Origin of the sequence: Mangrovibacterium diazotrophicum (assembly GCF_003610535.1) — a bacterium.
In the GTDB taxonomy this organism is placed as follows: Bacteria; Bacteroidota; Bacteroidia; order Bacteroidales; family Prolixibacteraceae; genus Mangrovibacterium; species Mangrovibacterium diazotrophicum.
The window spans coordinates 3021568-3046254 of the sequence record NZ_RAPN01000001.1 but is presented as its reverse complement, the minus strand read 5'-3'; the positions used below and the strand labels follow the sequence as shown (position 1 = coordinate 3046254).

17 protein-coding genes are annotated in these 24687 nt (G+C 47.3%); 12 read left to right on the top strand and 5 right to left on the bottom strand.

Features of this window, described 5'->3' with window-relative positions; translation table 11 throughout:
* Window positions 1–84: 84 nt before the first annotated feature.
* The 5 genes from BC643_RS11985 (at window position 85) to BC643_RS11965 (ending at window position 9087) form a co-directional block, all read left to right on the top strand.
* Window positions 85–1437 (top strand): MATE family efflux transporter, encoded by a 1353-nt coding sequence (locus BC643_RS11985; protein ID WP_120273313.1) that lies wholly within the window; start codon window positions 85–87, stop codon window positions 1435–1437.
* A 67-nt stretch (window positions 1438–1504) separates the two neighbouring features.
* On the top strand, window positions 1505–3778 hold the full coding sequence (locus BC643_RS11980) for a glycoside hydrolase family 20 protein (protein ID WP_120273312.1): 2274 nt from the start codon (window positions 1505–1507) through the stop codon (window positions 3776–3778).
* A gap of 260 nt (window positions 3779–4038) precedes the next feature.
* Window positions 4039–6420, top strand: coding sequence for an ABC transporter permease (locus BC643_RS11975; protein ID WP_120273311.1), 2382 nt, complete (start codon window positions 4039–4041; stop codon window positions 6418–6420).
* An 80-nt stretch (window positions 6421–6500) separates the two neighbouring features.
* Window positions 6501–8048: a pectinesterase family protein gene (locus BC643_RS11970; protein ID WP_120273310.1), complete on the top strand. Its 1548-nt coding sequence runs from the start codon at window positions 6501–6503 to the stop codon at window positions 8046–8048.
* Window positions 8049–8115: 67 nt separating this feature from the next.
* On the top strand, window positions 8116–9087 hold the full coding sequence (locus tag BC643_RS11965; RefSeq protein WP_120273309.1) for a DMT family transporter: 972 nt from the start codon (window positions 8116–8118) through the stop codon (window positions 9085–9087).
* A gap of 66 nt (window positions 9088–9153) precedes the next feature.
* Here BC643_RS11965 and BC643_RS11960 read toward each other — a convergent pair whose 3' ends face one another.
* Window positions 9154–10677, bottom strand: coding sequence for a hypothetical protein (locus tag BC643_RS11960; RefSeq protein ID WP_170154535.1), 1524 nt, complete (start codon window positions 10675–10677; stop codon window positions 9154–9156).
* 283 nt (window positions 10678–10960) lie between these two features.
* Window positions 10961–12139 carry a multidrug effflux MFS transporter gene (locus BC643_RS11955; RefSeq protein WP_120273307.1) on the bottom strand — a complete coding sequence of 393 codons (1179 nt, stop codon included), beginning with the start codon at window positions 12137–12139 and terminating at the stop codon, window positions 10961–10963.
* Between the two features lie 332 nt (window positions 12140–12471).
* Here BC643_RS11955 and BC643_RS11950 point away from each other — a divergent pair, with 332 nt between their 5' ends.
* From BC643_RS11950 to BC643_RS11920, 7 genes are all read left to right on the top strand, one after another.
* The gene (locus BC643_RS11950; protein ID WP_170154534.1) at window positions 12472–13374 is read left to right on the top strand and encodes an HAD family hydrolase; all 903 of its coding nucleotides are present in this window, start codon (window positions 12472–12474) and stop codon (window positions 13372–13374) included.
* Between the two features lie 24 nt (window positions 13375–13398).
* Entirely contained in the window at window positions 13399–14625 is a 1227-nt protein-coding gene (locus BC643_RS11945; RefSeq protein WP_120273305.1) for a glycosyltransferase family protein, read from the top strand.
* A 72-nt stretch (window positions 14626–14697) separates the two neighbouring features.
* On the top strand, window positions 14698–16404 hold the full coding sequence (locus BC643_RS11940) for a sugar phosphorylase (protein WP_120273304.1): 1707 nt from the start codon (window positions 14698–14700) through the stop codon (window positions 16402–16404).
* 268 nt (window positions 16405–16672) lie between these two features.
* On the top strand, window positions 16673–17809 hold the full coding sequence (locus BC643_RS11935; protein ID WP_120273303.1) for a glycerate kinase: 1137 nt from the start codon (window positions 16673–16675) through the stop codon (window positions 17807–17809).
* A gap of 177 nt (window positions 17810–17986) precedes the next feature.
* Window positions 17987–18547 carry a zinc ribbon domain-containing protein gene (locus BC643_RS11930; protein ID WP_120273302.1) on the top strand — a complete coding sequence of 187 codons (561 nt, stop codon included), beginning with the start codon at window positions 17987–17989 and terminating at the stop codon, window positions 18545–18547.
* Window positions 18548–18810: 263 nt separating this feature from the next.
* The gene (locus BC643_RS11925; RefSeq protein ID WP_120273301.1) at window positions 18811–21228 is read left to right on the top strand and encodes an ABC transporter permease; all 2418 of its coding nucleotides are present in this window, start codon (window positions 18811–18813) and stop codon (window positions 21226–21228) included.
* 170 nt (window positions 21229–21398) lie between these two features.
* Window positions 21399–22076, top strand: coding sequence for an ABC transporter ATP-binding protein (locus BC643_RS11920; RefSeq protein ID WP_120273300.1), 678 nt, complete (start codon window positions 21399–21401; stop codon window positions 22074–22076).
* A 208-nt stretch (window positions 22077–22284) separates the two neighbouring features.
* On the opposite strand, the gene BC643_RS11915 is transcribed toward BC643_RS11920, so the two are convergent.
* The 3 genes from BC643_RS11915 to BC643_RS11905 all read right to left on the bottom strand — a co-directional run bounded on the left by BC643_RS11915 (window position 22285) and on the right by BC643_RS11905 (window position 24675).
* Window positions 22285–22839: a DUF6515 family protein gene (locus BC643_RS11915; protein WP_120273299.1), complete on the bottom strand. Its 555-nt coding sequence runs from the start codon at window positions 22837–22839 to the stop codon at window positions 22285–22287.
* Window positions 22840–22862: 23 nt separating this feature from the next.
* On the bottom strand, window positions 22863–23735 hold the full coding sequence (locus BC643_RS11910) for a hypothetical protein (protein WP_147377209.1): 873 nt from the start codon (window positions 23733–23735) through the stop codon (window positions 22863–22865).
* Between the two features lie 88 nt (window positions 23736–23823).
* On the bottom strand, window positions 23824–24675 hold the full coding sequence (locus BC643_RS11905) for a hypothetical protein (protein ID WP_120273297.1): 852 nt from the start codon (window positions 24673–24675) through the stop codon (window positions 23824–23826).
* Between the last annotated feature and the right edge of the window lie 12 nt (window positions 24676–24687).

Below are 24687 nucleotides of genomic sequence, written 5' to 3'. Positions count from 1 at the left end.
ATTAAAGCAACCTACGGCTGAATAATCGCTGTGGATAAGCGGAACGAATGTTGATTGCTACCTTTGCGTTTTGGAGAGTAGGATATGAGCAGAGGAAAAATTGTCGATATGACCAGGGGGCCGATAACGCCGCAGATTGTCACTTACATTGTGCCATTGATTATCGGTAATTTGTGCATGCTCACCTACAACATGGCCGATTCCATCATTGTTGGCCGTGTTGTAGGCACTGATGCTTTGGCGGCCTTGGGTGCAGCCAGCCCGATCATGAACATCATGCTTTTCCTGATGGTCGGTATTTGCCTGGGCATGTCCATTCTGATGGGGCACTTTTTCGGCTCGGGCGATATTCCCAAATTGAAACGGGAAATCTCGACCTCGATGATCGCCGGGGGAGTTTTCACTCTGTTTATAGTGATCATGGGCTTGTTCTTTTCCCGCGATATTTTGCGCCTGATGCGAACGCCGTCCAATATTCTGGGCGACGCAACAAGCTACCTGCAGATCATCTTTGGGGGGCTGGTCTTTTCGTTTATCTACAACATTTACGCATCTACTTTGCGGAGCATGGGCAACTCCAGTGCGTCGCTCTATTTCCTGATTATTTCGGCCGTATTGAATATTTTAATGGACATTCTTTTTGTAGCCGTTTGGAAAATCGGCATTCGGGGAGCTGCTGTTGCAACGGTAATTGCCGAGTTGCTGTCGGCTGTTTTTTGCATGGTTTACGTGCATCAAAAGTTCCCGATCCTCAAATTTGCGCGCCACGAGTTTGTCTTCGATTGGAGCCTGTTTCGGCAAACGGTTAGTTTCAGTGCAACGGCTGCCCTGCAGCAAATTACCCTGCAAATCGGTAAGTTTCTCATTCAAGGCGCGGTCAACCCGCTGGGAGTATACACCATCGGTGCCTTCAACGCCGTTACCCGGATTGACGACCTGATCATGGTGGTACAGCAAAACATTGGTCACGGGACAACTGGCTTTATGGCGCAAAATCACGGTGCCAGTAAAGTTGACCGTATGCGAAAAGGCTTTCTGGTTGGGTTGAAACTTGTCCTGTTGTACACAGCCGTCCTCATGGTTCCGGTTTTCGTTTTTGCGCCCCAATTGGTCGGCGCATTCGTGAGCGATAAAGATCCTCAATTCATTAGCGAAGGAGTCGAATATCTCCGCATCATGGCTTTTCTGTATTTGTTGCCGGGACTGACCAATTTGCTGCAAGGCTATTTTCGCGGAGTAGGGCGGTTGAAAGTGACGCTGGGAGCAACTACTGCGCAAATGGTTGGCCGGGTGGTGGCGGCCTACGCGTTGGCGCATTTCCTGGGTATGAGAGGTTTCGCCTTGGCTTGCCTGGTTGGCTGGATCTGCATGCTGGCCTATGAACTACCGATCTTCCGCAAGTCGTGGAAGAAGATTTCTATGTTATCTCGGTCGTGACAACAGGCGTTTAATTTTCGGGTGTGCCCGTTCTTTTTATCTTTGAGGCTACCTAAATCATTATTCCGTGAAGTACACTTATTTAATTGTGGTTCTGGCGTTGCTGGCTTCGGCTTGCACGACGCCCGAAAGAACCAATGTATCGATAGTGCCCTGGCCGGCACAGTTAAAAACAGCCAAAGGGCAGTTCGACTTGAAGCCCGAAACACAGTTAGTCGTTGCCGACAAAGGGAAGTTTGGAGGCGAAGTTGATCAGTTTCAGCAGCTCATGCAGAAAGCGTTGGGGCAATCGCTGTCAACTGAAAAAGGAGAGAACAGTATCGAGATCTTGCAATCGGATACCTTCTCTGCGCCCGAAGCTTACGCCATCAACATTACATCGAAAAAGATTTCCATGGCAGCAGGCGATGCAGCCGGGATTTTCTACGCGGTTGAAACGCTTCGGCAATTGCTGCCTCCATCTGTTGAAAACGGAGAACATTCGGAAACATACAGTTTGCCGGAACTGAGTATTTACGACAAGCCTCGGTTTGGCTGGCGGGGAATGCACTTGGACGTTTCGCGGCACTTTTTCTCAATCGATTACTTGAAGCGCTATGTTGACCGTTTGGCCTTGTACAAGTTGAATAAACTTCATTTGCACCTGACGGATGATCAGGGCTGGCGGATCGAAATCAAAAAATACCCGCAATTGACAGAGCAAGGCGCCTGGCGAACCTTCAATGCACAGGATTCGGTGTGTATTGAAAAGTCGAAAGAAGACAGCATTTATGCGCTCGACCCGAAGCATATTGAAATGCGCGACGGTGTTCCTTATTACGGCGGCTTTTATACGCAGGAGCAGTTGCGCGACCTTGTGAAATATGCGCAGGAGCGACACGTGGAAATTGTTCCCGAAATTGACATGCCGGGCCACATGATGGCAGCCATCAGTATTTTTCCGAACCTCTCAACTACGGGTAAATCGGCCTGGGGCAAGGTGTTCTCAACACCGCTGAACCCGGTTAGCGAGGATACCTACACGTTTGTTGAGAATGTTTTGAACGAGGTTGTCGACATCTTCCCGTCAAAATACATCCACATTGGTGCCGACGAAGTAGAGAAACACAGTTGGGAGGAGTCGCAGGAATGTCGCGTTTTCATGTTGAAAAACGGCATCAAAGATTACGAGCATCTGCAGGGCTATTTTGTCGATCGCGTGGCTAAGTTTCTGCAAGCGAAAGGAAAAGAAGTGGTGGTTTGGGATGACGCGCTGGAGGGTGGAATCGACTCGACATTGCATGTCATGTACTGGCGAAATTGGGTGGCCGGCGTTCCCGAGAAAGTGGTGAACAATGGCAACGACCTGATTTTAACGCCGGGCGATCCCCTGTATTTTTCGCGGCCCGACACACGCTTGTTCAGTGTTTACAACATGAAGTTGCACGGTTCCCGTTTTCCGCTCGATAAGGTTGATCAGATCAAGGGGCTGCAGGCCTGCGTTTGGTCAGAGACTGTTCCCTCGGAGCAGGTTGCCGACCAGTTGATTTTTCCGCGTGCACTGGCTTTGGCCGAGCGTGCCTGGACGGACAGTAGCCAGTTGAACTGGGATGCCTTTAAAGTACGCATGAAAGAGCAGCTGAAACGTTTGGACGGTTTGGGTGTGAATTACTATTACAAACCAACAGCGGAGTTGCTGCCGTTTATGGATGTGGATACCGTTGAGCACCGGATTGGAATTAGCTTTGAAAGTGAGATCAGCCAACCGACCATTTACTACACAACTGACGGTTCGCAGCCAACAACAGCGTCGAATTTGTACAGCGGGCAGTTTTTCGTGAGCGGGAGCGCGTCGATTTGTGCTGCTGTATTTGAGGATGGAAAATTGACAGAACCGGTGTTGCACAAACAGGTCGACTATCACAAAGCGATTGGCAAACCGGTGAGCTACCAAACACCTTGGAACCCGGCTTACCCGGCTGGTGATGCGGGCGCATTGACGGACGGTCTTCGTGGCGGCGACAGCTACAACGATGGTATGTGGCAGGGTTTTACCAACGACCTGGATGTAACTGTTGATCTGGGAAAAGTGGAAACGTTGAGTTCGTTTTCGGCGACATTCATGCAAATTATTGGCCCCGGAGTATTTATGCCCGATTTTGTGGAAGTCGCTGTTTCGGAAGACGGCTTGACCTACAAAAATGTGCTACACGTTGAAAACGACATTTCGCCGGAAGAGAAGAAACTGGTATTTAAAAACTTTTCCGGTTCTCTTCAAGGCGAAAGTGCGCGCTATGTAAAAGTCTTCGCTCGCAACGGTAAAAAAGCTTTTCTGTTTGTCGATGAGTTGGTGATCAACTAATAATTTTCAATCGAAATCGGGAAAAGGGAGAACACGTCAAATCCGGCGCGCTCTCCCTTTTTTATTTTTATCTCTTCGCCCTTGGCCCCCTGCGCCTCGCTCTCTGCTCTCCGCCCTCGGTGACAAAATAATTGACAGTTTGCTGTCCTGTTTTTTGACAATCAGTTTTTTTGATTTTCTGGCAAGTTGTTGAAAGCGAAAAAGTTGTAGCTTTGGTATAAGCTGTGCTGACTGTTGGGTAAACGCTTAACTTGAGTCCGATGAAAAAACACTTCTTCGTCAGTATTTTTCGCAATATCCTTCACAACAGGGTCTTTACGGCGATCAACCTGTTCAACCTGGTTGTTGGCTTTGCTGTTTTTATCTTGTTCAGCGTTGTGATCAACTATGATTTGGATTACGACAAGTTCAACGTCAACTATGACGATGTTTATCGGGTTCAAACCCGGCAGGAGGACTCTTATCCAATCAATTATTGCACGTACAGCCCGGCGGCTTTCCGGTATCATCTCATGCAGGATGTGCCGGAGGTTGACAAGCTTTTGCTGATGCGTGAAGTGTCGGGTGGTGCTCACGGGGCAGGGCAGTTTTTCACGCTCCCGGATGGTAGCCAGCTGAACGAACTGGATGGTTATTGGAGTGAAAATTCTGTTTTCGATATTTTCTCGGTTCAACTTCTGGAAGGCGATAAACGCAATGCTTTGACTGAACCGAATACGATCGCGCTGTCGCAGACGCTGTCCGATAAACTTTTTCCACAGGGCAACGCGGTTGGGCAACAAGTGACCATCGGGAAATATTACCTGCTCTCGGTTTCGGCGGTGTACGCCGATTTTCCGCAAAACTCATCCTTGCGGCCAACTTATATGGTTTCCATGCCGACTTACCCGATTTTATCGGGAGAACCCAACTTTTACGAGAATTGGACGGCCATTGAGTTCGACAACTTTGTGTTGTTGAAAAATGGTGCTGATCCCGCTCTCGTTGAGGCGAAAATCAAGAATGCTTTTGCGCATGTCAAGAATTTCGAGAAAAGCTTTCCGTATTTGCACCCGATGTCGAAATGGCATTTGTCGCCCAACAGCCAGCCCGATATGATCGTGGGTTTGGGTATTCTTTCTTTGGCTGCGATCCTGGTGCTCATTTTGGCGTCGGTCAATTACGTCAATCTGTCGCTGGCGAATTCCACGCAACGTTCAACTGAAATCGGTATAAAAAAAGTGATTGGCTCGTCGAAGCGGATGATTGCTGCGCAGTTTATGGCCGAAACAATTTTGCAGGTTCTGGTTGCAACCCTACTCGGACTGCTGGTTGCACAGGCTTTCTTCCCGGTGTTGAACCGGATCTTGAATAAGAATCTCGACCTGACGCTTTGGACTAATGGTCCGCTGCTGGGTTTTATTTTCCTGGTGAGTTTAGTGGTTGGTGTTCTTTCAGGTTTGTACCCGTCGCTGGTCATTTCGTCGTACAGCCCGGTGAAGGTTTTGAAAGGCAAGATCTTCAGTAATGTCGGCAAGGCATTCAGCATTAAAAAGGTCTTGGTTGCTGCGCAGTTCTCCATTTCGTTGTTCATGCTCATCGTCAGCTTTATTCTTTTCAATCATGTCGATTTTATTCTGAACAAGGATCTGGGATTCGACAGCAAAAACATTCTTTACACCGAAATTAATGTCCATAATCCGGTTCGTTTCGAGACCATTCGAAATCGTTTTTTGCAACATCCCGAAATAACAGATGCGTCGTTTTCATCAACCATCCCGTTTGTCGGAAATATTGGTGGCTATGTGAGTTGGGAGGGGGCTGCACCTGACGAGCGCGAGATGGTGAGCCGCAATTACGTGAACTACGATTTCATTCCCACCTATAATCTGAAGTTGGTTTACGGTCGGAATTTTTCGGAAGATTATCCGGCAGATAGGCAGGCCTGCATCATCAACGAAACAGCCCTGAAGGTGTTCGGCTGGGACGATCCCATTGGCAAGAGGGTCAACTTTTATGGACGATTTTATCCGGTTATTGGTGTGGTCAAGGATTTTCACCCTTTCTCGGTGCACAACCCCATTCCAACTTATGTTTTTTTTCTCAATAGCGATGTCATTTCCAGTTCGAGCCTGATCAGTGTTCGGTTTACAGACGGGAATGAGCAGCAGGCAAAAGCGATTGTCAGCCGGGAGCTCGAAAGTATACTTCCAAACGATCCTTTCGAGTTCAAGGATTTTGGTGTGGCCTTTTACCTGGATCAGGCGATTGGTTTCTGGCAATCGATGAAAAGGATGTTCCTGTTTTTCGCGGTGGTAACACTCATCATTTCAACCATCGGGCTTTTCGGTTTGATTCTATTCACCGTTGACCGGCGAACCAAGGAAATCGGGGTGCGCAAGGTTTTGGGTAGTTCGGTATTGTCGGTTTACTGGCAGCTGTCGTCTGAAGTGATCCGGATGCTCGGAGTTGCGATTTTGGTTGGGTGTCCGGCGGCCTGGTACATTTACAAAGCTATGCCCGGTGCCTACAAGGAGCCGCTGTCGGCAATGGTGTTTGTAACCGGAATTGTGCTGATTGCGGTCATTGCTCAGCTTACCATCAGTTATCATGTGTTGAAAGTTGCTGTTCGAAATCCGGTCGAGGCGCTTCGTTACGAGTAGTTCAATAAGTGGTATTCTACAGAATAAAGTCTAACTTTATAGCTGTCGACTAACTTATTTCACCCTCAAAACCAAAGCATATGAAATTTTCACAAGCATCCCGGCTGTTCGGCGTTTTAGCCGTTAGCGCAGCTTTTTTCAGTTCCTGTTCCAATCAGCAGTCTTCCGTTTATCAAACCTACCCCGCTAATGGCGAAAAGGAAATTAGCCCCGATACCCATTTGAAGATTTCGTTTAAGAGTGTTCCGGAAGTTGGTGCCACTGGCATGATCCGCGTTTACGACTGGGAGACGGATGCTTTGGTTGATTCGCTGGATTTGAGTATCCCTTCCGGACCGACTGAACCCTGGAAAAATCCGGATGCGGATTACACAGCTGTTCCCTACGAGTACAAATCGGGAAACTTCACCAATGCGAACACAAAACCCGGAACTCCATCGGGAACAGCGCTGCCTACGCCCGATGATTATCAGCTGACGATCATCGGTGGTTTTACCGATGGTTTTCACTTTTACCCAATAATCGTGCACGACTCCACAGCTACAATTTATCTGCATCACAACCTACTTCAATACAACAAACGTTATTACGTGTTGATGGATAGTACGGTGATTCGGACGCCGGATCAGGAATTCAAAGGTGTTTACGAGAAGTCGGTTTGGAATTTCACAACACGCGAACAACAACCAGATCTCTCGGCAAAGCGATTGGTTGTGGATGATCAGGGCAATGGCGATTTCAATACCTTGCAGGGCGCGCTGGATTTCATTCCCGATAACGGCAAGGATACTATTACCATCTTCCTGAAGAATGGCGTGTACGAAGAGCTGATCTATTTCCGCAATAAATCGAACCTGGTTATCCAAGGTGAAAGTCGGGACAGTGTGATTGTGCAATATGCCAACAGCGAAGTTTTTAACCCGCATCCATGGAATGTGAAGACCAACGAGTGGCTGGGAACTTTCCCGTCACGCAGAGCTGCTTTCGCCATTGATAATTGCTCCAATATTCAGCTGATGGATTTGACAGTGAAGACACTGTTGGAAGGACAAGCCGAAGGTTTGCTGATCAATGGAGATCAGATTCAGGTTCGTAATGTGTTCCTCGTTGGTTCGGGTGATGCACTGCAGACCAATGGTTCGGCTTATTTCGAAAATGTAACGATTGATGGTGGTGGTGATATGGTTTTGGGACGTGGGCCGGCATTCTTCAAAGATTGCGAATTTTACTCGCCCGGTCCGTTTATGTGGATTCGAAACACTGACGCCAATCACGGAAATGTGTTTGTCAATTGTCGCTTTCACGGAACCAGAGAAGGGGGAAGTACGTTTGCCCGTGCTCCGACCAACCAGGGAAAATACGGTTATCCCTTTGCCGAAGCAGTTTTGATAAATTGTGCCATTGAAAATATCCGGCCGGAAGGATGGGGGCAGGTTGGAGACGAAACCAAGGATCTGCATTACTGGGAATTCAACAGTACGAATATCACAGACGGTTCCCCTGCGGATGTTTCGCAACGCGCGGTTTATTCCAAGCAGTTGAACTTGCCGAAAGACGAAGCGTTGATTACAAATTATTCAACACCATCGTTTGTATTAGGTGGTTGGATGCCGGTTTCGATGAATTAACAATTGCTTCACCCTAAGGCAGTATTCAGCTAAGGCAGAACATGTACTTTTGCCCAAATTTAGTTGAATGAATCAGGATAAGCTGAAGGGACATGCTGCGATGATTGCAGCGAATATTGCGTGGGGACTGATGGCGCCCTTATCGAAACTGGCGATGGGTAATCCGGCCATTAATCCGTGGATGTTGGTATCGTTCCGGGTAATTGGTGCTGCGGTGGCATTTTGGATTGCTTCACTTTTTGTGAAGCGTGAACGAGTGCCGTTGGCTGATTTGAAATTGTTAGCCATTGCTGCGCTGCTGGGAATTATTTTAAACCAGGGCGTATTCATCTTCGGGGTATCGCTGACTTCGCCGATCAACGCGTCAATCGTGACTACCACGCTGCCCATTGTCACCATGATTATTGCCGCCATTTATTTGAAAGAACCGATTACCTGGACGAAGTTCACCGGGATTGTGGTTGGGGCGTCGGGGGCTTTGTTGTTGATTTTGAGTAGTACAGCTGCCGGTGGCGCCGTCAATGCAACACAGAGTTTGATGGGGATTGGTCTTTGCTTGTTTTCACAGGTGAGTTATGCCAGCTATTTTGTGCTTTTCAAAAATTCAGTCAGTAAATACCATCCGATTACCCAAATGAAGTGGATGTTCCTGTTTGCGGCAATGATCTATTTGCCGTTCAACTTTAACCAGCTTACGGCGACTGATTTCAGCGCGGTACCGACCAGCATCCTGGGAGATATTGCTTTCGTCGTATTCGGTGCAACCTTCTTCTCTTACCTCATGATCCCCATTGGGCAAAAGTTTTTGCGCCCGACGGTGGCAACCATGTACAACAACGTGCAACCGGTGGTGGCTTCGTTTGCGGCCGTCTTCTGGCAGCTCGACACCTTTGGATGGCGCAAAGGCCTGGCCATTGTTTTAGTGTTTGTCGGCGTGTACATTGTGACTCAAAGTAAGGCACGCGATAACTCGGCTGAGACAGAAGATAATTCAGAGTTGAAGCCGGAATTGAGCCCGGTTCGCAATCGAAAGGCATAAAAAAGAGCCATCCGGAATTCCCGAAGGAACTCCTAATGGCTCATAAATCGAAGGGTGACGTGTTTGCTATCGAGGTATCAGAGAACCACCGTTTTTTAGTTGGTATGTTTTGCCGCGTAAGCTTGGGCAATCGGCTGTGGCATAGTAGATGTTGTGGCCGTTTCCGCTAATATTTTCAATTTTTCCGCTAATGACAGATACTTCAATTTGATTGACGTATGAGTCGCCGGTGAGTGACCAGTTGGAGCTGTCATCAATTTTCACCGCTACATTTTGCGCCGAATTTTCCGCGTTGATTTTTCCTTCCAGTTTGGACCCGGTTTCCAGATCGAGTTCGATTGTGCTGTTTTTGTCGGCAACGAAGTCGCCTTGCAGTACTTGTTTTTTTGCCATCAAATGTGCTTTACCACCGTTTGATCCTTCGTGCCCCCAGCGGTTGGTAGCTGCTGCGTTCAGCAAGATGCCCGAAGCAGTTTCAACTTTTGCCTGGTTGATGTAAATATTGGCGTTCGAGTTCGTCACGAAAAACAGCGGACCTTTCTTGTCGGTGCTAGTCAGTTTGCCGCCATTCACTTCAAAGTGACCATCCACGCCTTCGGCATCACCCGAGAAGCTCTGGTAGATCATCACACCCCATTTGTTTTGGAAGCTGTACTCGAGTTGACAGTTGTTGAGGACAATCGAGTTGGAGCCTTCGATAACCGCAACCTCCGCACCTGTTGAAGAAACTTCGGCATTCGACACTGTTATCTTTCCGGTGGAGTAGACTCCGGGAGAATCCGGTCCGGTGGTTTTAATTGTTCCGCCGTCAACGGTAATCGTGCCACTGCCGCGGTCGGTCGCAACAGCTCCCGAGTTGGCTCCCCTGGTGATCATTTGCACATTGGTAGCAACGATGGTACCTCCTCCGCTCGCCATAATCCCGTGAGCTCCACCGTCTGTGCAGTCAATAATGTCGCTATCGGTGTAGATGGTGCTTTTGCCGTAAGCGAAAATCGCGTTGGCTCCTTTGCCACTCGTGGTAATCGTGTTGTGATCCATTTTGATGACACTTTCGTCGCGACCAAGAACAGCTGCGTTAAGGCCTTGAAAGCTACTCAAATCGTTGGATGTGGTGTTGCCGGAGGTTGTGATCCGGTTGTGGCTGAGCGTCGCTGTAGCTTTGTTGTCGGCATAAACCGCTGATTGATTTTCGTCTTTAGCGGTTATGGTTTCTCCGCTTTTGGTGGTTTTTCCCTTGTCGGCAAGGACGGCGTATTTTATCAGGGAGTTGTCAAATTGCTCATTCATCCCTCCCGGTGGCATTCCCTGAGGTCCTTTTCCATCCGGAGGAGGTCCGGGTGGTGTTCCGTTTGGCTTTTGTCCGTTCGGAGGTGGTCCCGGAGGTGTTCCGTTGGGTTGATCACCGTTTGGAGGAGGTCCGGGAGGCATATCTCCCCGGTTGGCCATGTCCGGTTGATTCATTGCCGTTTGTTCGTTATTGCCGTTTTGTCGTGTTTTTTTTGAGCTGCTGCATGCCGGGCCAATTAAAAGAATAGCCAGGATTGCAGCCGTCGTCAGTTTGAATTTTAGTTGCCTGCGGATTGTCATTCGTTTCGCATTTTTGGTTTTTCTGATCCAAAAGTAGGCGATCTTTCAATTTGTTGTGCCTTGAAAATCAGGCTTTAAGCTTTCTTAACACTCCGTTGTCACGTGCAGAAATCACATTATTGTTTAGTATGATTTTGGGTTTTTCGCAACCCGGATTTTCATGAATAGTGTCGGTCAATGCATTGTTGACGATGAAGCTTCAATTCGGGGCTAATTCGACTGGTTTTAATTATGAAAAACTAGGAATGTTCTGTATCGAATGGATCAGGAGTTTTATAAAACGCTATACTTCGTTTGCCCGGCTGTTGCGAATAGCCACCATGGTAAATACGAGAGAAAGCAGGCAACTCACAAAAATCACCAGTGCTGTAGAGGTCAGTATATTTCCCAATCCAACCAATGGAGAAACGATACTTCCGGACAGGAAAGGTAGAAATCCCAGGATGGCGGAAGCTGCGCCGCTATTTTTGCGTTCGATGTCCAAAGCCAATGACGACGTTGTTGGAAGAATAATTCCTAAGGCGGTCATTTGAGCGAAAATAGCAAGCTCGAAAACGATCAGCCCACCTTCTAAAAATAAAATGGTTGCCAGTAAACAGCCTAAAACGAAAAGGCTTATTCCGCCAATTATCAACGATTTTTGAAGACGGAAGAACGTCGCAATCCGGCTGCCCAGCATTACCCCAAGCGAGTTAACTGCAAAACAAAGCGCGTAGCCAATCGGTCCCAATTGGTAGTGATTCTGGAAGATGAAAGGCGACGAGGCAATGTATCCGAACAGGAAACCAACGGCTGTGGTTTGGCTTAACACGTAGAGCATAAACTGTTTGTTCCGGAGTATTGGACCGAAGTTTCGGAAGGTAGCGAAAATGTTACCCTTAGCTCGTTTCTCAGGCAGAAGTGATTCCTTTAAATACAGGTTTGAAATAAGCAGGATGACCCCTAGGGCCAGCAAAACAACAAAAATTCCCTGCCAGTTGGTGAATTTGATGGTAATACCACCGAAAACCGGAGCGGCAATCGGTCCCAGTCCATTAACGACCATCAGCATCGAGAAAAAGGCAGTCAGGTCTTTGCCTTTGTAGAGGTCGGCAGCAACTGACTTGGAAACAACCACACCACCCGAACCAGCTATACCCTGGATGAATCGAAAGACGATGAAGAGCTCGATTGTTGGCGAAAAGATACAGGCAACGGTTGACAGCAGGAATAATACCAGCGATCCGAGGATGGCCGGTTTGCGTCCGTACTTGTCACTCAGTGGACCAACAAAGAGTTGCCCTAGGCCGAGTCCGAGCATACTCGATGTCAGGCTCAACTGAACCATCGAAGCAGAGGTTTTGAAATAGTCGGTGATTGACGGAAAGCCCGGGAGATAAAAGTCGGTTACAAAAGGGCCAAAAGCTGAAAGCATACCCATGACTAACAGTAGGTAGAGTCGCGAATTTTTCTGAACGTCCATTGAATTGTTTTTCCTTTCGCCGGCAAAAATAAAAAGAACATCCGGGTCTTTTTTTCATAAGGCCGATAATGTCCGGAACGCGGAGAAGAGGTAATATTTGCTTCAGATTTGAGCCTGGGAAACAGTTAATGTAGCTGCTTTGAGATGTCAAATTCGACCATTAAGCGCGTCTTGTAACTGTTAATTTTTCGCCACAAATGCGGGCTAGGGACGTTTTAGCCTGTAGAAATTCGCTGGATTTTGATATATTGAGAACGCACTATACGAAAAGCATAAGTTCTTTTCCATTTTCAAATCGATTCAACTGCAGAATCACAATTTTTGACACCGTTATGACGCTAGCGTATCTCGATCATCTTGAACCCTTTCTAAAGCAAATCGAACCCATGGAGCTGATCCCCACCGGGGCAGTGCCTTCCTTTAAACGGGACGAAAGTATTAAAGCTGTTATTTTCGACATATACGGAACCCTCATTATTTCGGCTTCCGGCGACATTATGCAGGCCGGCTATGATGCGTCCATGTTCCGGCGTTCATTGGATGCTTCGGGATTTGAGATTCTGGTCCCCGATTCAGGCTTGATGACGATTCACATGTTGTTTGAAGAAGAAGTTATCCAGGGAAAAGAAGATGCCAAGGCGTCAGGAATTCCTTTTCCCGAGCTGAATATTGTTGAGATTTGGCGCAAAACACTAACCCGGGCCGAAGACCGCGGCTTGATAAAAGGAATCGACAACGCGGATTTGAAACTTTTCACTTTTATTTTTGAATTGAGCAGTAACCAGGTGTGGCCAATGCCTAAAATGACGGAGACAATTGATGCGTTGAAGGCAAAAGGATATCCACTCGGAATTGTTTCGAACGCCCAGTTTTACACACCGGTGATGATGAATTATTTCTTCTCAGGTAAAATCCATGGGGAAGAATTCTTGGACGGATTTGAACGCGACCTTTCTGTTTTTAGTTATAAAATGTTGAAAGGAAAACCCGACACCGCCGTTTACGAAGCGTTGGTTGAGCCACTGGCAAAAAGAGGACTGAAGCCATCTGACGTTTTGTATGTAGGCAACGATATGCTGAAAGATATGTACGCCTCGCAACAAGTTGGTTTTAAAACCTGCTTTTATGCCGGCGACATGCGCGCTTACCGTTTGCGGAAGGATCATCCTCACGCTTCGAAAACCAAACCTGACTATGTCATCACAGAGCTTTCGCAGCTTTTAGAAATTGTATAAACGTTAACCTAAATAAAACCAACCATGGGCGATTTTCATCAAAACGGTAGTATCACCACCCTGCACAACCTCAATTATTCAACCCTTGAATACCTGGAGGAACGGCTGGTAAAGTACTCCAAAAAACGAAAAATGGGATTGATTATCCCGGCTTTGTACACCGAGCTGGAGAAACCGGCGTTGAAACACATTGTTGAAACCCTGCAGCAAGTACCCTATTTGACAGAGATAACCATTGGTTTGGATCAGGCTAACAAGAAACAATACCAGCACGCGAAAGAGTATTTCGCAGGCCTGAACACAACGACTTGTCGTTGCCGGGTTTTGTGGAACGATGGCCCGCGCATGATGAAACTTCGGAAGATGTTTGAAGAAAAAAAGATTTTTATCGGCGACCCAGGCAAAGGGCGAAACGTTTGGTTGTGCTTTGGTTATATGATTGCCTCAGGGCGTTCGGAAGCTCTTGCGCTGCACGATGCCGATGTGATTACTTACGAACGGGAAATGCTCGCTCGCTTGCTTTACCCGGTGGCAGACCCGACCTTCAACTATAAATTTTGTAAGGGTTATTATTACCGCTCGGACGGCAAAAAGCTGAATGGCCGCGTGACCCGCTTGATGGTTACGCCGTTGATTCGCTCGCTAAAAAAGGTTTTCCCGGCGAACGATTACCTCGATTTTCTGGATCACTTCCGGTATATTTTAGCAGGTGAGTTTTCGATGCGTGCTGATATTATGAAAACGGTCCGCATTCCTTCCGACTGGGGACTCGAAGTGGGTATTCTTTCCGAAGTGCAACGGAACAATGCTATCAATCGCATTTGCCAGGTGGAGATTGCCGATGCTTACGATCACAAACACCAGGAGGAATCTAATAATGACCCAACACGAGGCTTGTCGAAGATGAGCTTCGATATTGCCCGCAGTATTTTTGCCAAACTAGCCACACAAGGTTCTGTTTTCAGCAAAGGAACGGTTCGCACCGTGAAAGCTGTTTACCTGCGCATGGCCCTGGACATGGTAGAACAATATGCGGCCGATGCTTCAATCAACGGACTGAGCATGGACCGACACAAGGAAGAACAGTCGGTGGACATGTTTGCCCAAAATATTTACCGGGCCGGGATCGATTTTCTGGATAATCCGGATCTCGTTCCGTTCATCCCGTCGTGGAAACGTGTCATTGACGCGATACCGGATGTGCTGGATCAGTTCAACGAGATTGTTGAGTTGGATAACAGCGAGGTCTGACAATCATATTTGTCGCGAGTTCCGGAACAGCACTTAACTTGGAACTCGAAACTTAAAAATTTGAACTGACATATGGATATTCGTACCAAATCGAAAATAAGAGCCCGGTTAAACCGGGTTTACAGAAAAACGCTTTCCGACGAATGGATTGATGATTTATGCGACTTTATTGATGAGCGCAAAAACAAAACTCCGCGCAAACGCCCGGGCTGGGACGAGAAACAGGTTTTCCTGATCACTTATGGAGACATGATTAAACAGGAAGGTGAAGCGCCTTTGGAAACGTTGCGGCGTTTTGCCATGGATAAGTTGAAAGGAATGATTTCGACGATTCACATTTTGCCCTTCTTCCCGTACAGCAGTGACGACGGTTTTTCGGTGATGGACTTTTATGCCGTCAACCCGGAACTTGGAAGTTGGGACGACGTGGAAAGGTTGGAGCATGATTTCATCCTGATGGCGGATTTGGTGGCCAATCATGCCAGCAGTATTGGCGTTTGGTTCAACGAGTTTAAGGAAGGCAAAGCCCCGGGGAAAGATTATTTTTTCGTTCCGGACGACGATTTCGACACATCCAAAGTCATTCGTCCTCGTAGTAGTCCGCTGCTAACGCCGGTCGATACTGCTGACGGTCCGAAGAATGTTTGGACGACCTTCAGCGCCGATCAGGTCGATCTGAATTATGCCAACCCCGAAGTACTGAAAGAAATGCTGAACGTGTTTCTTTTTTATATGGCAAAGGGAATTCAGGTGATTCGTCTGGATGCGATTGCCTTTTTGTGGAAGACTTCAGGAACAGCCTGCATGCACGAGCACGAAACGCACGAGATTGTTTGCCTTTTCCGCGATGTGATGGACTATTGCTATCCGGGAGCCTTGCTGCTGACAGAAACAAATGTGCCGCATCGCGAAAATATTACCTATTTCGGTTTGGGCGACGAGGCGCACCTGATCTATCAATTTGCGCTGCCACCGCTGGTTTTGCATGCGCTGCACACCGGTAATGGTTCGTACTTTACCAATTGGGCAAGGGAGTTGAGTGATCCCCGTCGTGGCACAACCTACCTCAATTTTACCTCGTCGCACGATGGTATTGGTGTGCGCCCGCTGGAAGGTATCATGCCCGACGAGGAAAAGCTGCCAATGATTGAGAAACTGAAGGAATTTGGAGCCCGTGTGACAACCCGCCAATTGGGTGACAAGCACGTGCCTTACGAAATAAATGTGACCTACTTTGATGCGTTGAAAGGCACAAAAGACGGTGAAGACCAGTTTCAGGTACGACGTTTTCTGATGTCTCAGACGATCATGTTGTCGCTCCAGGGCGTTCCGGCTTTCTATTTTCTGAATCTCTTTGGAATGCCGAACGATTACTCAGGGGTGGAAAAAACGGGAGTGAATCGTTCCATCAACCGGCATAAGTTTACGCTCGGTGAATTGAATGGACTCCTTGAAAATTATCCTGAGCACGCTGATATTTTGAAGGAGTTGAATAAACGAACGGGTATTCGCCGCAGTATGGTGGCGTTTTCGCCCGAGACGCAGCAAATTGTGATCGACTTGGGAAATCAATTTTTCTGCGTGCTCCGCAAAACAGACAGGATGGAGGAGTCGATTGTCTGCCTGTATAACCTTACGAACAAGCGGCAAACAGTGATGTTACCTGCAGGTCTCACCGAGTTTTGCCGTGATATGCTGACATGGGAACTGGTTGATCCGGATCATATTGAAATGAGGCCGTATCAATGTTATTGGCTCCGTACGCGCTTTGTGCTGTAACCGGATTGTTAGATTTTTAGATACCAGATATTAGACAAGAGCGAGGAGAGCCAAGGGCAAAACAATTTACGATCTACAATTTACCATTGACAATTAAAACCGCGGAGCGGTTGGCATTACTGTCTAAAATTGTGCATTCCATTGGTCATGCAATGTTGCTCAAAGCTGAATATTTAGATGCAAAGATTGACGACCAGACCCAAAGAAAGAGCGCTGAACAAACCCGAAACTCGTAACGCATAACCCGAAACTCAAAACTCAAAAACTGATGAAAGTACTGATAGCACCCGATTCATTTAAAGATTGTTTGGAAGCCGCAGATGTTGCCCGTTATTTGGGTGAAGGAATTCGCCGTGTGATTCCCGACGCTGAAATCACTTCGATCCCGGTGGCTGATGGTGGCGAAGGTTTTGTGCAGACGATGCTCTCGGCAATGGGTGGCGAGAAGATAATTACACGGGTTTTCGATCCGCTGATGCGCGACGTTGATGCTTTTTACGGCATTTTGCCCGACGGAACAGCTGTTATTGAAATGGCCGCGGCATCCGGAATCGAGCATTTGAAGCGTGAGGAACGTAACCCGCTGATCACAACGACAATCGGAACGGGGCAATTGATGCTGAATGCCATGGAGCGCGGATGCCGTAAAATCATTATTGGTATTGGCGGAAGTGCGACCAACGACGGTGGCGTGGGGATGGCGCGTGCTTTGGGCTATCGGTTTCTGGATAAAGACGGCATGGAAGTTCCTCCCGGGGGCGGTAGTCTGAGTGAAATTCAGTCAATCGATTTTTCAAAGGTCAACCCGTTGATGGGAGAGACTGCGGTCTGGGTGGCTTGCGATGTAAACAATCCGCTGATCGGCCCACGTGGCGCGTCGGCAGTTTACGGTCCGCAAAAAGGCGCAACTCCCGAACTTGTGGAACGATTGGACTCAAACTTAGAACACCTGGCGAAAATGATCAAAAAATACCTCAACATTGACGTGTTGGATTTAGCGGGCGGTGGCGCGGCAGGTGGACTCGGTGCAGGTTTGGTCGCATTTGCCGGAGGTCGTTTGCAGGCTGGTTTCGATATCGTAAAGGAGCAGTCCCATTTGGAAGAGGCTGTTAAAGTTGCTGACATCGTCCTGACAGGTGAGGGGAAAATGGATGGGCAGACCAAACAGGGAAAGACGCCCTGGGGTGTGGCTCAGCTTGCTCAAAAATATGGTAAACCACTGTTCGCTTTTGCAGGCTTCCTCGGCGATGGTTACCGGGAGCTGTACGATGAAGGATTCACGTCGATATTTGCCTTGCCCAATGGCCCCGCTTCGCTCGATGCCTGCATTGCCAATGCTCCAGAATTGTTGGCTGATACAGCTGAACAGGTGTTTCGGGTGTTAAAACTTCCAGCAAAATCGTAACTTCCTTTTTCCCGGGTCGGAAAAGATAAATTGGGGGAATTTCATTCAATTTTTTATTTCGACTGGCGTAAAATTTTAATTGAAATTTTGTAAAGTAACCGGGCAGAATTGGTAATTTCGTGATGACGATTCTTTCTTGAAAGTATCGCGAAAAACCCAAATTAACCAACCTGCCTCATGGAAAAGAACCAATGTACCAACTGTGGTACCGATAACTCGACACGCGCCAGATACTGCATGAATTGTGGCTACGCGCTTCCCAATTATCAACCCGAAGTTAAGGTTGAAGAACCCGAAAAACCAAAGAAGAAAAAGTTTTCTGCTGCGCAGTGGATCGGATTTGTTGTTGCCTTTTCTGTGTTTTCTGCACTCGGAAATTGGGCTTTTGATTATGTAGTTAAGCGCCCGATGTTTGACAAGGCAATGGTGGAGATGGCCAGTCAGATCAACGAATCCTGTCCGATCATGATTGACAGCGATACCCGGCTGGACAACGCCATGGCAATGCCTGACAATACATTTCAGTATACCTACACTCTGGTAAACGCGGAGAAAGATGCTATCGATATTGATAGCTTGAGGGAATACCTGACACCGCAAATCACAAATTGGGTGAAGACGAATCCGGATATGGAAAAGTTCCGCGAGTTGAAAGTCAAACTCAATTATTTATACAAGGATAAGTTTGGGGTGTATTTGCTTACCGTTGAGGTTACTCCGGAAGATTATGAATCGTAAATGCTGAATTGCCGTTGGAGAATGACATCTTTTTAAAGAGATGTCGTCCCGTAATTTCACCAAGTGTTCGTTGATTTGGGATTTATTAGTTGTATAAATTTCTAAATGTCAGTCTAATTCTTAGACAGCTTTTGTTAAAATATTTGACAGTTTTTCGATTGTCTGATTTGTTAACTTGCAGGAATGTAGTAGTTTAGTTGGAGGGCACCCTTTTTGATCTTTCTGTACCAGAAATGCCAATCACGAACCACTAAACAAAAATCATGTACCTGCATTTTGTAAAAATGGCCTTCCGCAATCAGCTTAAAAATAAGCTGTTCTCCCTGGTCAATATTTTGGGACTTGCCCTCGGAATTGCAGTCTCGGTTCTCATCATCAATTATGTGAGTTTCGAGTTTAGCTTTGATCGGATGCACAGTAAAGGTGATCGGATTTACCGGGTTGAAAGTCAGTTTTACGAAGGCGATCAGTTAACTGATGATTGGGGTACCAGTTCGTTTGGCTACGGCAAAGCCATTGCTGACGAACTGAGTGGTGTGGAAGACTATGTGCGGATTGGAGTCCAAAACCCGGAGCAAACGGTAATCTATCATGAAAAGCGATTGCGTGAAACCGGCATTGCCTACACTGGCCCTTCCTTTTTTTCAGTGTTCGATTTTAAGTTGAAAGAGGGAAATCTTAACGACCAGCTCACCAGGCCAAATACGATTGTGATTACGGAGTCGGCTGCCCGAAATTTCTTTCCCAATGAAAATCCAATTGGCAAATTGTTGACGTTCGCCAGTGGTTCCAACTTTCAGGAATGTGAAGTAACCGGTGTGCTGGAAGACTTTCCGCTTAACTCGCATGTTCGTTTCAATTACCTCATATCTTATGCCACTTTGCCCGACTGGATGCGGGAGTTTTGGCTACTGCACGAAGCTTATACATACTTGCTGCTGGCGCCCGGAAAAAATCCACAAGACATTGAAGCCGGTTTTCCGGCAGTGGCCGATAAATACCGTCCGACAGATGTTTTGAGCAATAAAACCTGGGCCGCAAAATTAACGCCCTTGACCGATATTCATCTGACTCCGCAAAAGCAATACGAGCGGGAGACGAAGGGTAACCGACGCTCGCTGTACACGCTGATTGTGATCGCAATTGTCATCCTGCTGACTGCCTGGATCAACTACATTAACCTGACTACGGCTCGTTCAATGGAACGGGCCAAAGATGTGGGTGTCCGGAAGGTTTCGGGAGCACATCGCATTCAGTTGATCCGGCAATATTTAGCCGAATCGTGGCTGGTGAATCTAACTGCAGTGGTGTTTGCAGTACTGCTAATCTTCCTGTTGAAGCCTCTGTTTGATGATTTGACCGGCGAGTCCATTGGCTTTTTTATTTTTCACGAGCCCGTATTTTGGCTGACGAGTGTTGCTATTTTACTGCTTGGCGTTTTTCTCTCCGGCTTTTACCCGGCCTTTGTGATGACACAGGTCAAACCGGCAATCATTTTAAAAGGCAATTATTTCAACTCGGGATCGGCTGGAATGATGCGGCGTGTGTTGGTGGTTTTTCAGTTTGCTGCTGCACTGTTCCTCATTTGCGGTACCTTCATTGTTTACAAGCAGGTGCGGTTTATGCAACGGCAGGAACTTGGGGTGAATATCAACCAGACCATTGTGTTGAAATTCCCTGTTAGCCGCGAGAATGTGAATGATGCAGTTGCGCGCTTTGCAGAGAATTTGCGGGAAGAGCAGGCATTCTCGAGTGTTACGGTGACGGACGCTGTTCCCGGAATGGAAGTAGCCTTTTATGCATCGAATCGGTTGCAGGGTGCGCCGGTAGATCAGTATCGGTTGTACGAAATGATGAGTGTTGACTATGATTTTTTCAATACGTTCAAGCTGGAAATGGTCGCAGGCCGATCTTTTCAACGGGGATTCGGTAACGAACCTTCGAATTTGCTGGTGAACGAAGCTGCGCTTCCGCTTTTGGGGATTCCAACTGCTGATGAAGCGATTGGGAAAATGGTTTTACTGGAGGGTGAAGCTGAGGCGGTAAAAATTATTGGGGTCGTGAAGAACTGGCACCAGCGTGGGCTGAGCAATGGCTATACGCCGATCATGTTTATCCTGAATGGTCGGCTTGGCTGGGTACCGCTGAAATATATCGCTTTGAAAACGAGTTCCGCGGATTATGACACCGCGATTCAATTGATAAAGGATCGTTGGAATGTCTATTTCCCGCAAGCCAGTTTCGACTATTTTTTCCTGGATCAGTTTTTCGATAACCAGTATAAAGCCGACCGTCGTTTTGGCCGGATTGTCAGCGTTTTCACCGGGCTTGCATTTTTAATCTCGATGCTTGGCCTTTGGGCATTGGCCGCATTTACCGCTTCGAAGAAGGTAAAAGAGGTGGGCGTTCGAAAGGTGCTCGGCGCCAACAAACATCATATTTTCTATTTGTTCTCGCGCGAAATTCTGCTCCTGATTTTGGTTGCCCTGTTGATCGCTACGCCGGTTTCGATATGGGTCATGAACAACTGGTTGGCAAACTTTGCCTTCCGAACCGAAATCAGTTACTGGATCTACGCCGTTGGTGGATTGCTGACAATCCTGGTGGCACTGGCCACGATTAGTTGGCAAAGCTGGCGGGCGGCAGTCCGAAATCCCGTTGAGGCGTTGCGCTACGAGTGAATGTCAGAATTGGGATTGACAGAATTAAAGGATGAACACGATTTAATTTAGATAGAATAGAGTCAATTATCATTCAATATATGAACACATACAGAAGACAGGAAAGCTTTTCCAAAACCATTAATCCTGGTAATCAATAAATCACTATAATCCAGATTCAGACTTTTATTATGATACAACTAAACAACATTTTTAAGTATTTCGATCACAAGTTTCAGCGCAGTTTTGTGTTGAAGGATATCTCCCTGCATATTGAAGAAGGCGAGTTTGTGTCGATCATGGGGCCCAGCGGTGCCGGCAAATCAACCTTGTTGAATATTATCGGTTTGCTGGACGAGCCCAGCGAAGGCGAGTACTTCTTCAATACCGAAGCGGCTCATCAGTTAAAAGAAAAACAAAAAGTAGAATTCCACCGCCATTTGGTTGGCTTCATCTTTCAGGCCTTTCACCTCATTGATGAGATGACCGTTTATGAAAACATCGAAACTCCGCTGGTGTACAAAGGCGTGAAGTCGAAGGAGCGGAAGGCGATTGTAGCTGACCTGTTGGATCGATTCAATATGGTGGCCAAAAAAGATCTGTTTCCCTCGCAACTTTCCGGCGGACAGCAGCAGCTGGTAGGCATTGCCCGAGCCATTGCGGGGAAACCAAAGCTGTTGCTGGCAGATGAGCCAACCGGCAACCTGCACTCGGACCAGGGCAAGCAAATTATGGCGTTGCTGCAAACATTGAATGAAGAGGGAATCACCATTATACAGGTGACTCACAACGAGGAGTTTGCCCGCTATGGAAAGCGAATTATCCGGATAGCGGACGGGCGGGTTGAAAGCGACGAGGAGGTTCGTTAATCGATTCCAATCCGAATACGAGTTTTTTGTGATTTTTTCTTTGATACGTTTAAATTTGATTCGAAAGGGGCATGGGAAACAGTGGTTTTCGGTGACTCCTTTCGTCATTTTCCTTAGAGCAAGTTGTATTGGCGCTCCTCAACCCAAAAGAGAAAGGCCGATCTTCCCCCAAAGACCGGCCTTGTTTAAGAGTCGCGGATAGCTGAATTTATTCTTCAAGCTGCCCCACGACCTCGTAATATTTCTTTCCGTCGCGGTAAACCGGGCGATAAATCACACCGTTGTACTCAACGCATTTTTGACCTTCCAGTTCAATAGCCACCGCTTCGGCTGGAACTGTTTCAATCACCGCACCAACCGGAGCTTCAACAACAACGTATTCGTTGCCAGGTGCTGAAGTGTAGAAAATGCCGGAATAATAGTAGTAGGGTACGGTTCCTGTAACAACGCGGGCATAGCCTGCTGGGAGAACTGCCAGTCGGATGCCCACGGGGGGGGCGACACGGACGTAAGCTCCTGATTGCGACGCGTAAAAGACTCCGGCATTGAAATAATAGGCTGTGTTGCGGTAGTGAATGGCGACCGCCGATGCGGGCAACCGGGTTACCGGACGAACTACAACCGGATTGCGGTATACAACAGTGCCACGAGGGGAATGGACTACTGTTCGGCGGGGCGTTTTGACAACTGTTCGTTGGGCATAGAGGCCTTCAACTGAAAGTGTCAGGCTAATTATAACTACAAGTATCGAGAGGGTTTTCATGGCTTTTAAATTTTTGTTCTCTGTTAGTTACTTAAATCGACTTCAATGCTTCTCCTTCCGGCTTGCGAAAGTGTTGCTTTCCAGTCGCAGGTTCCGTCACCAAAGTCAACAGTGATTGGGTCGGTTTGGCCCGAAATCGTCAATACCATCACTCCTTCGCTAATCGGATCGCAGTCATAGCTCATCACCAATGGGGTTGTGATGTCGTAGCTGTAGAAATAGCCGCTTGACGATTGCGAATCGGCTGATCCGGTAATGGTGAAAACATCATCGGTCAGATCATCGGTTGACGCCCCTTCCGACCATTCGCGTTCGATTGTTTTCGATTTGGTGATGGTCAGCCCACTGGTTCCGGTGAAGACCAGTTCCATGTCTTCGTAAAAAGAAGGAACTGTTTCGGTTCCGGTGTTTTCAACATACAAGGTACCGGCTACCGAATAGCCTTCAATGGCAAAGTCGTCGAAAACTACGCTGTACGAAACGCCTGGGGCGCGGAGCGTGTCGGTAATTGTAACAGCGATCGATCCACTGCGGGTAAATCCATCATCTCCAACACAACCATCGCCGAAGTCGAGTGTGATTGTTTTCGGGAAACCACCAATCAACGGTTTGATACTGATAGTCATACAGTCGGGCAGGGTTGATGCTGACTTGGTAGTCATTGCAGTTTCTTCAATAGTTGTAGAGCTGGTTGAATAGCTGCTCTCTGATACGAGCAATGCTGTGTTGATACTAGCGGTGATTTCGTTATCGATCGCTTCGGTAGTCAGGCATTCTTCTGCTAATGCTACGTTTTCGGTACTGATGTTCGATGCGCTGTCGTCATCGCTTTTGCTACAAGCTGCCATGCTAAGCACGATAAGAGCAGCTGAAAATAATTTGAGGGAAAAATTCATAGTAAATTTAGTTTGATGAATGAATAATCTTGTTTATTAACGGTGTTCGATATGTGTATTGAAATCGAACACTGTAGGGAATTTGTAATTAGTTTAAAAGAACTTGTCGGCGGATGATTCGACGTGCCCGAGATACGTAAACTTTCCAGTCGCAATCGCCGTCGCCGTAGTCAATAGTCACTGGTTCGGATTGACCATTCCAGTTAATTTCAGCCACCCCTGACAGAATATTTTCGCAGGTACGGGCTACTTTTAGTGGGTCGACAATGATATATGAGTAGGACCGTCCGGCTGACGAACTTGTGGCCGATGAACCGGAGATCAGAAATACATCATCAACGACTGAATAGGTGTCTATGCCCTCGATTTGTTCCCGGATAATTGACTTACTTTTCGTAATCACAATCCCGGCTGGTGTGGTCAACTCCAGTTGACTTTCATCTGTAAAAGAAGGAGCAGCGGGTGTTCCGATGTTTGTTACCGATTTACTACCAGTGATTGTCGTGTTTTCAACTTGGTAATTGTTGAAAGTTACCGTGTATTCAGCTCCTGTATTTTTTAAAGTGTCAGTCAGTAGAATTGTTATTGAGCCGGAACGCGTTACTCCACGGATGCTTTCGCAACCCTCGCCAAAATCGACGGAAATTGTACGCGGGAATGTGCCGTCTTCCGGAGTGTAGGTTATCACAGCACAATCGGATTCTGCGGAAGCTGATTTGGTTTGCATGGCGTTTTCTTCGGTATAGGCGATTGCCTCCTGTACACTGGCATCCAGTTCTTCTTCAAGCATGTCGCCGTTTGCCGATTCCTGAACCAGGGCAATGGTTTCGTCGCTTAGTTCGTCTTCCGGTGTATTATTATCGTCTTTGCTGCACGCACTGAAGCTAAGTGTTGCACCGGCTATTAGTATTCCGACCACTAGAAAGTTTCTTGTTTTCATGGTGCTTCGTTG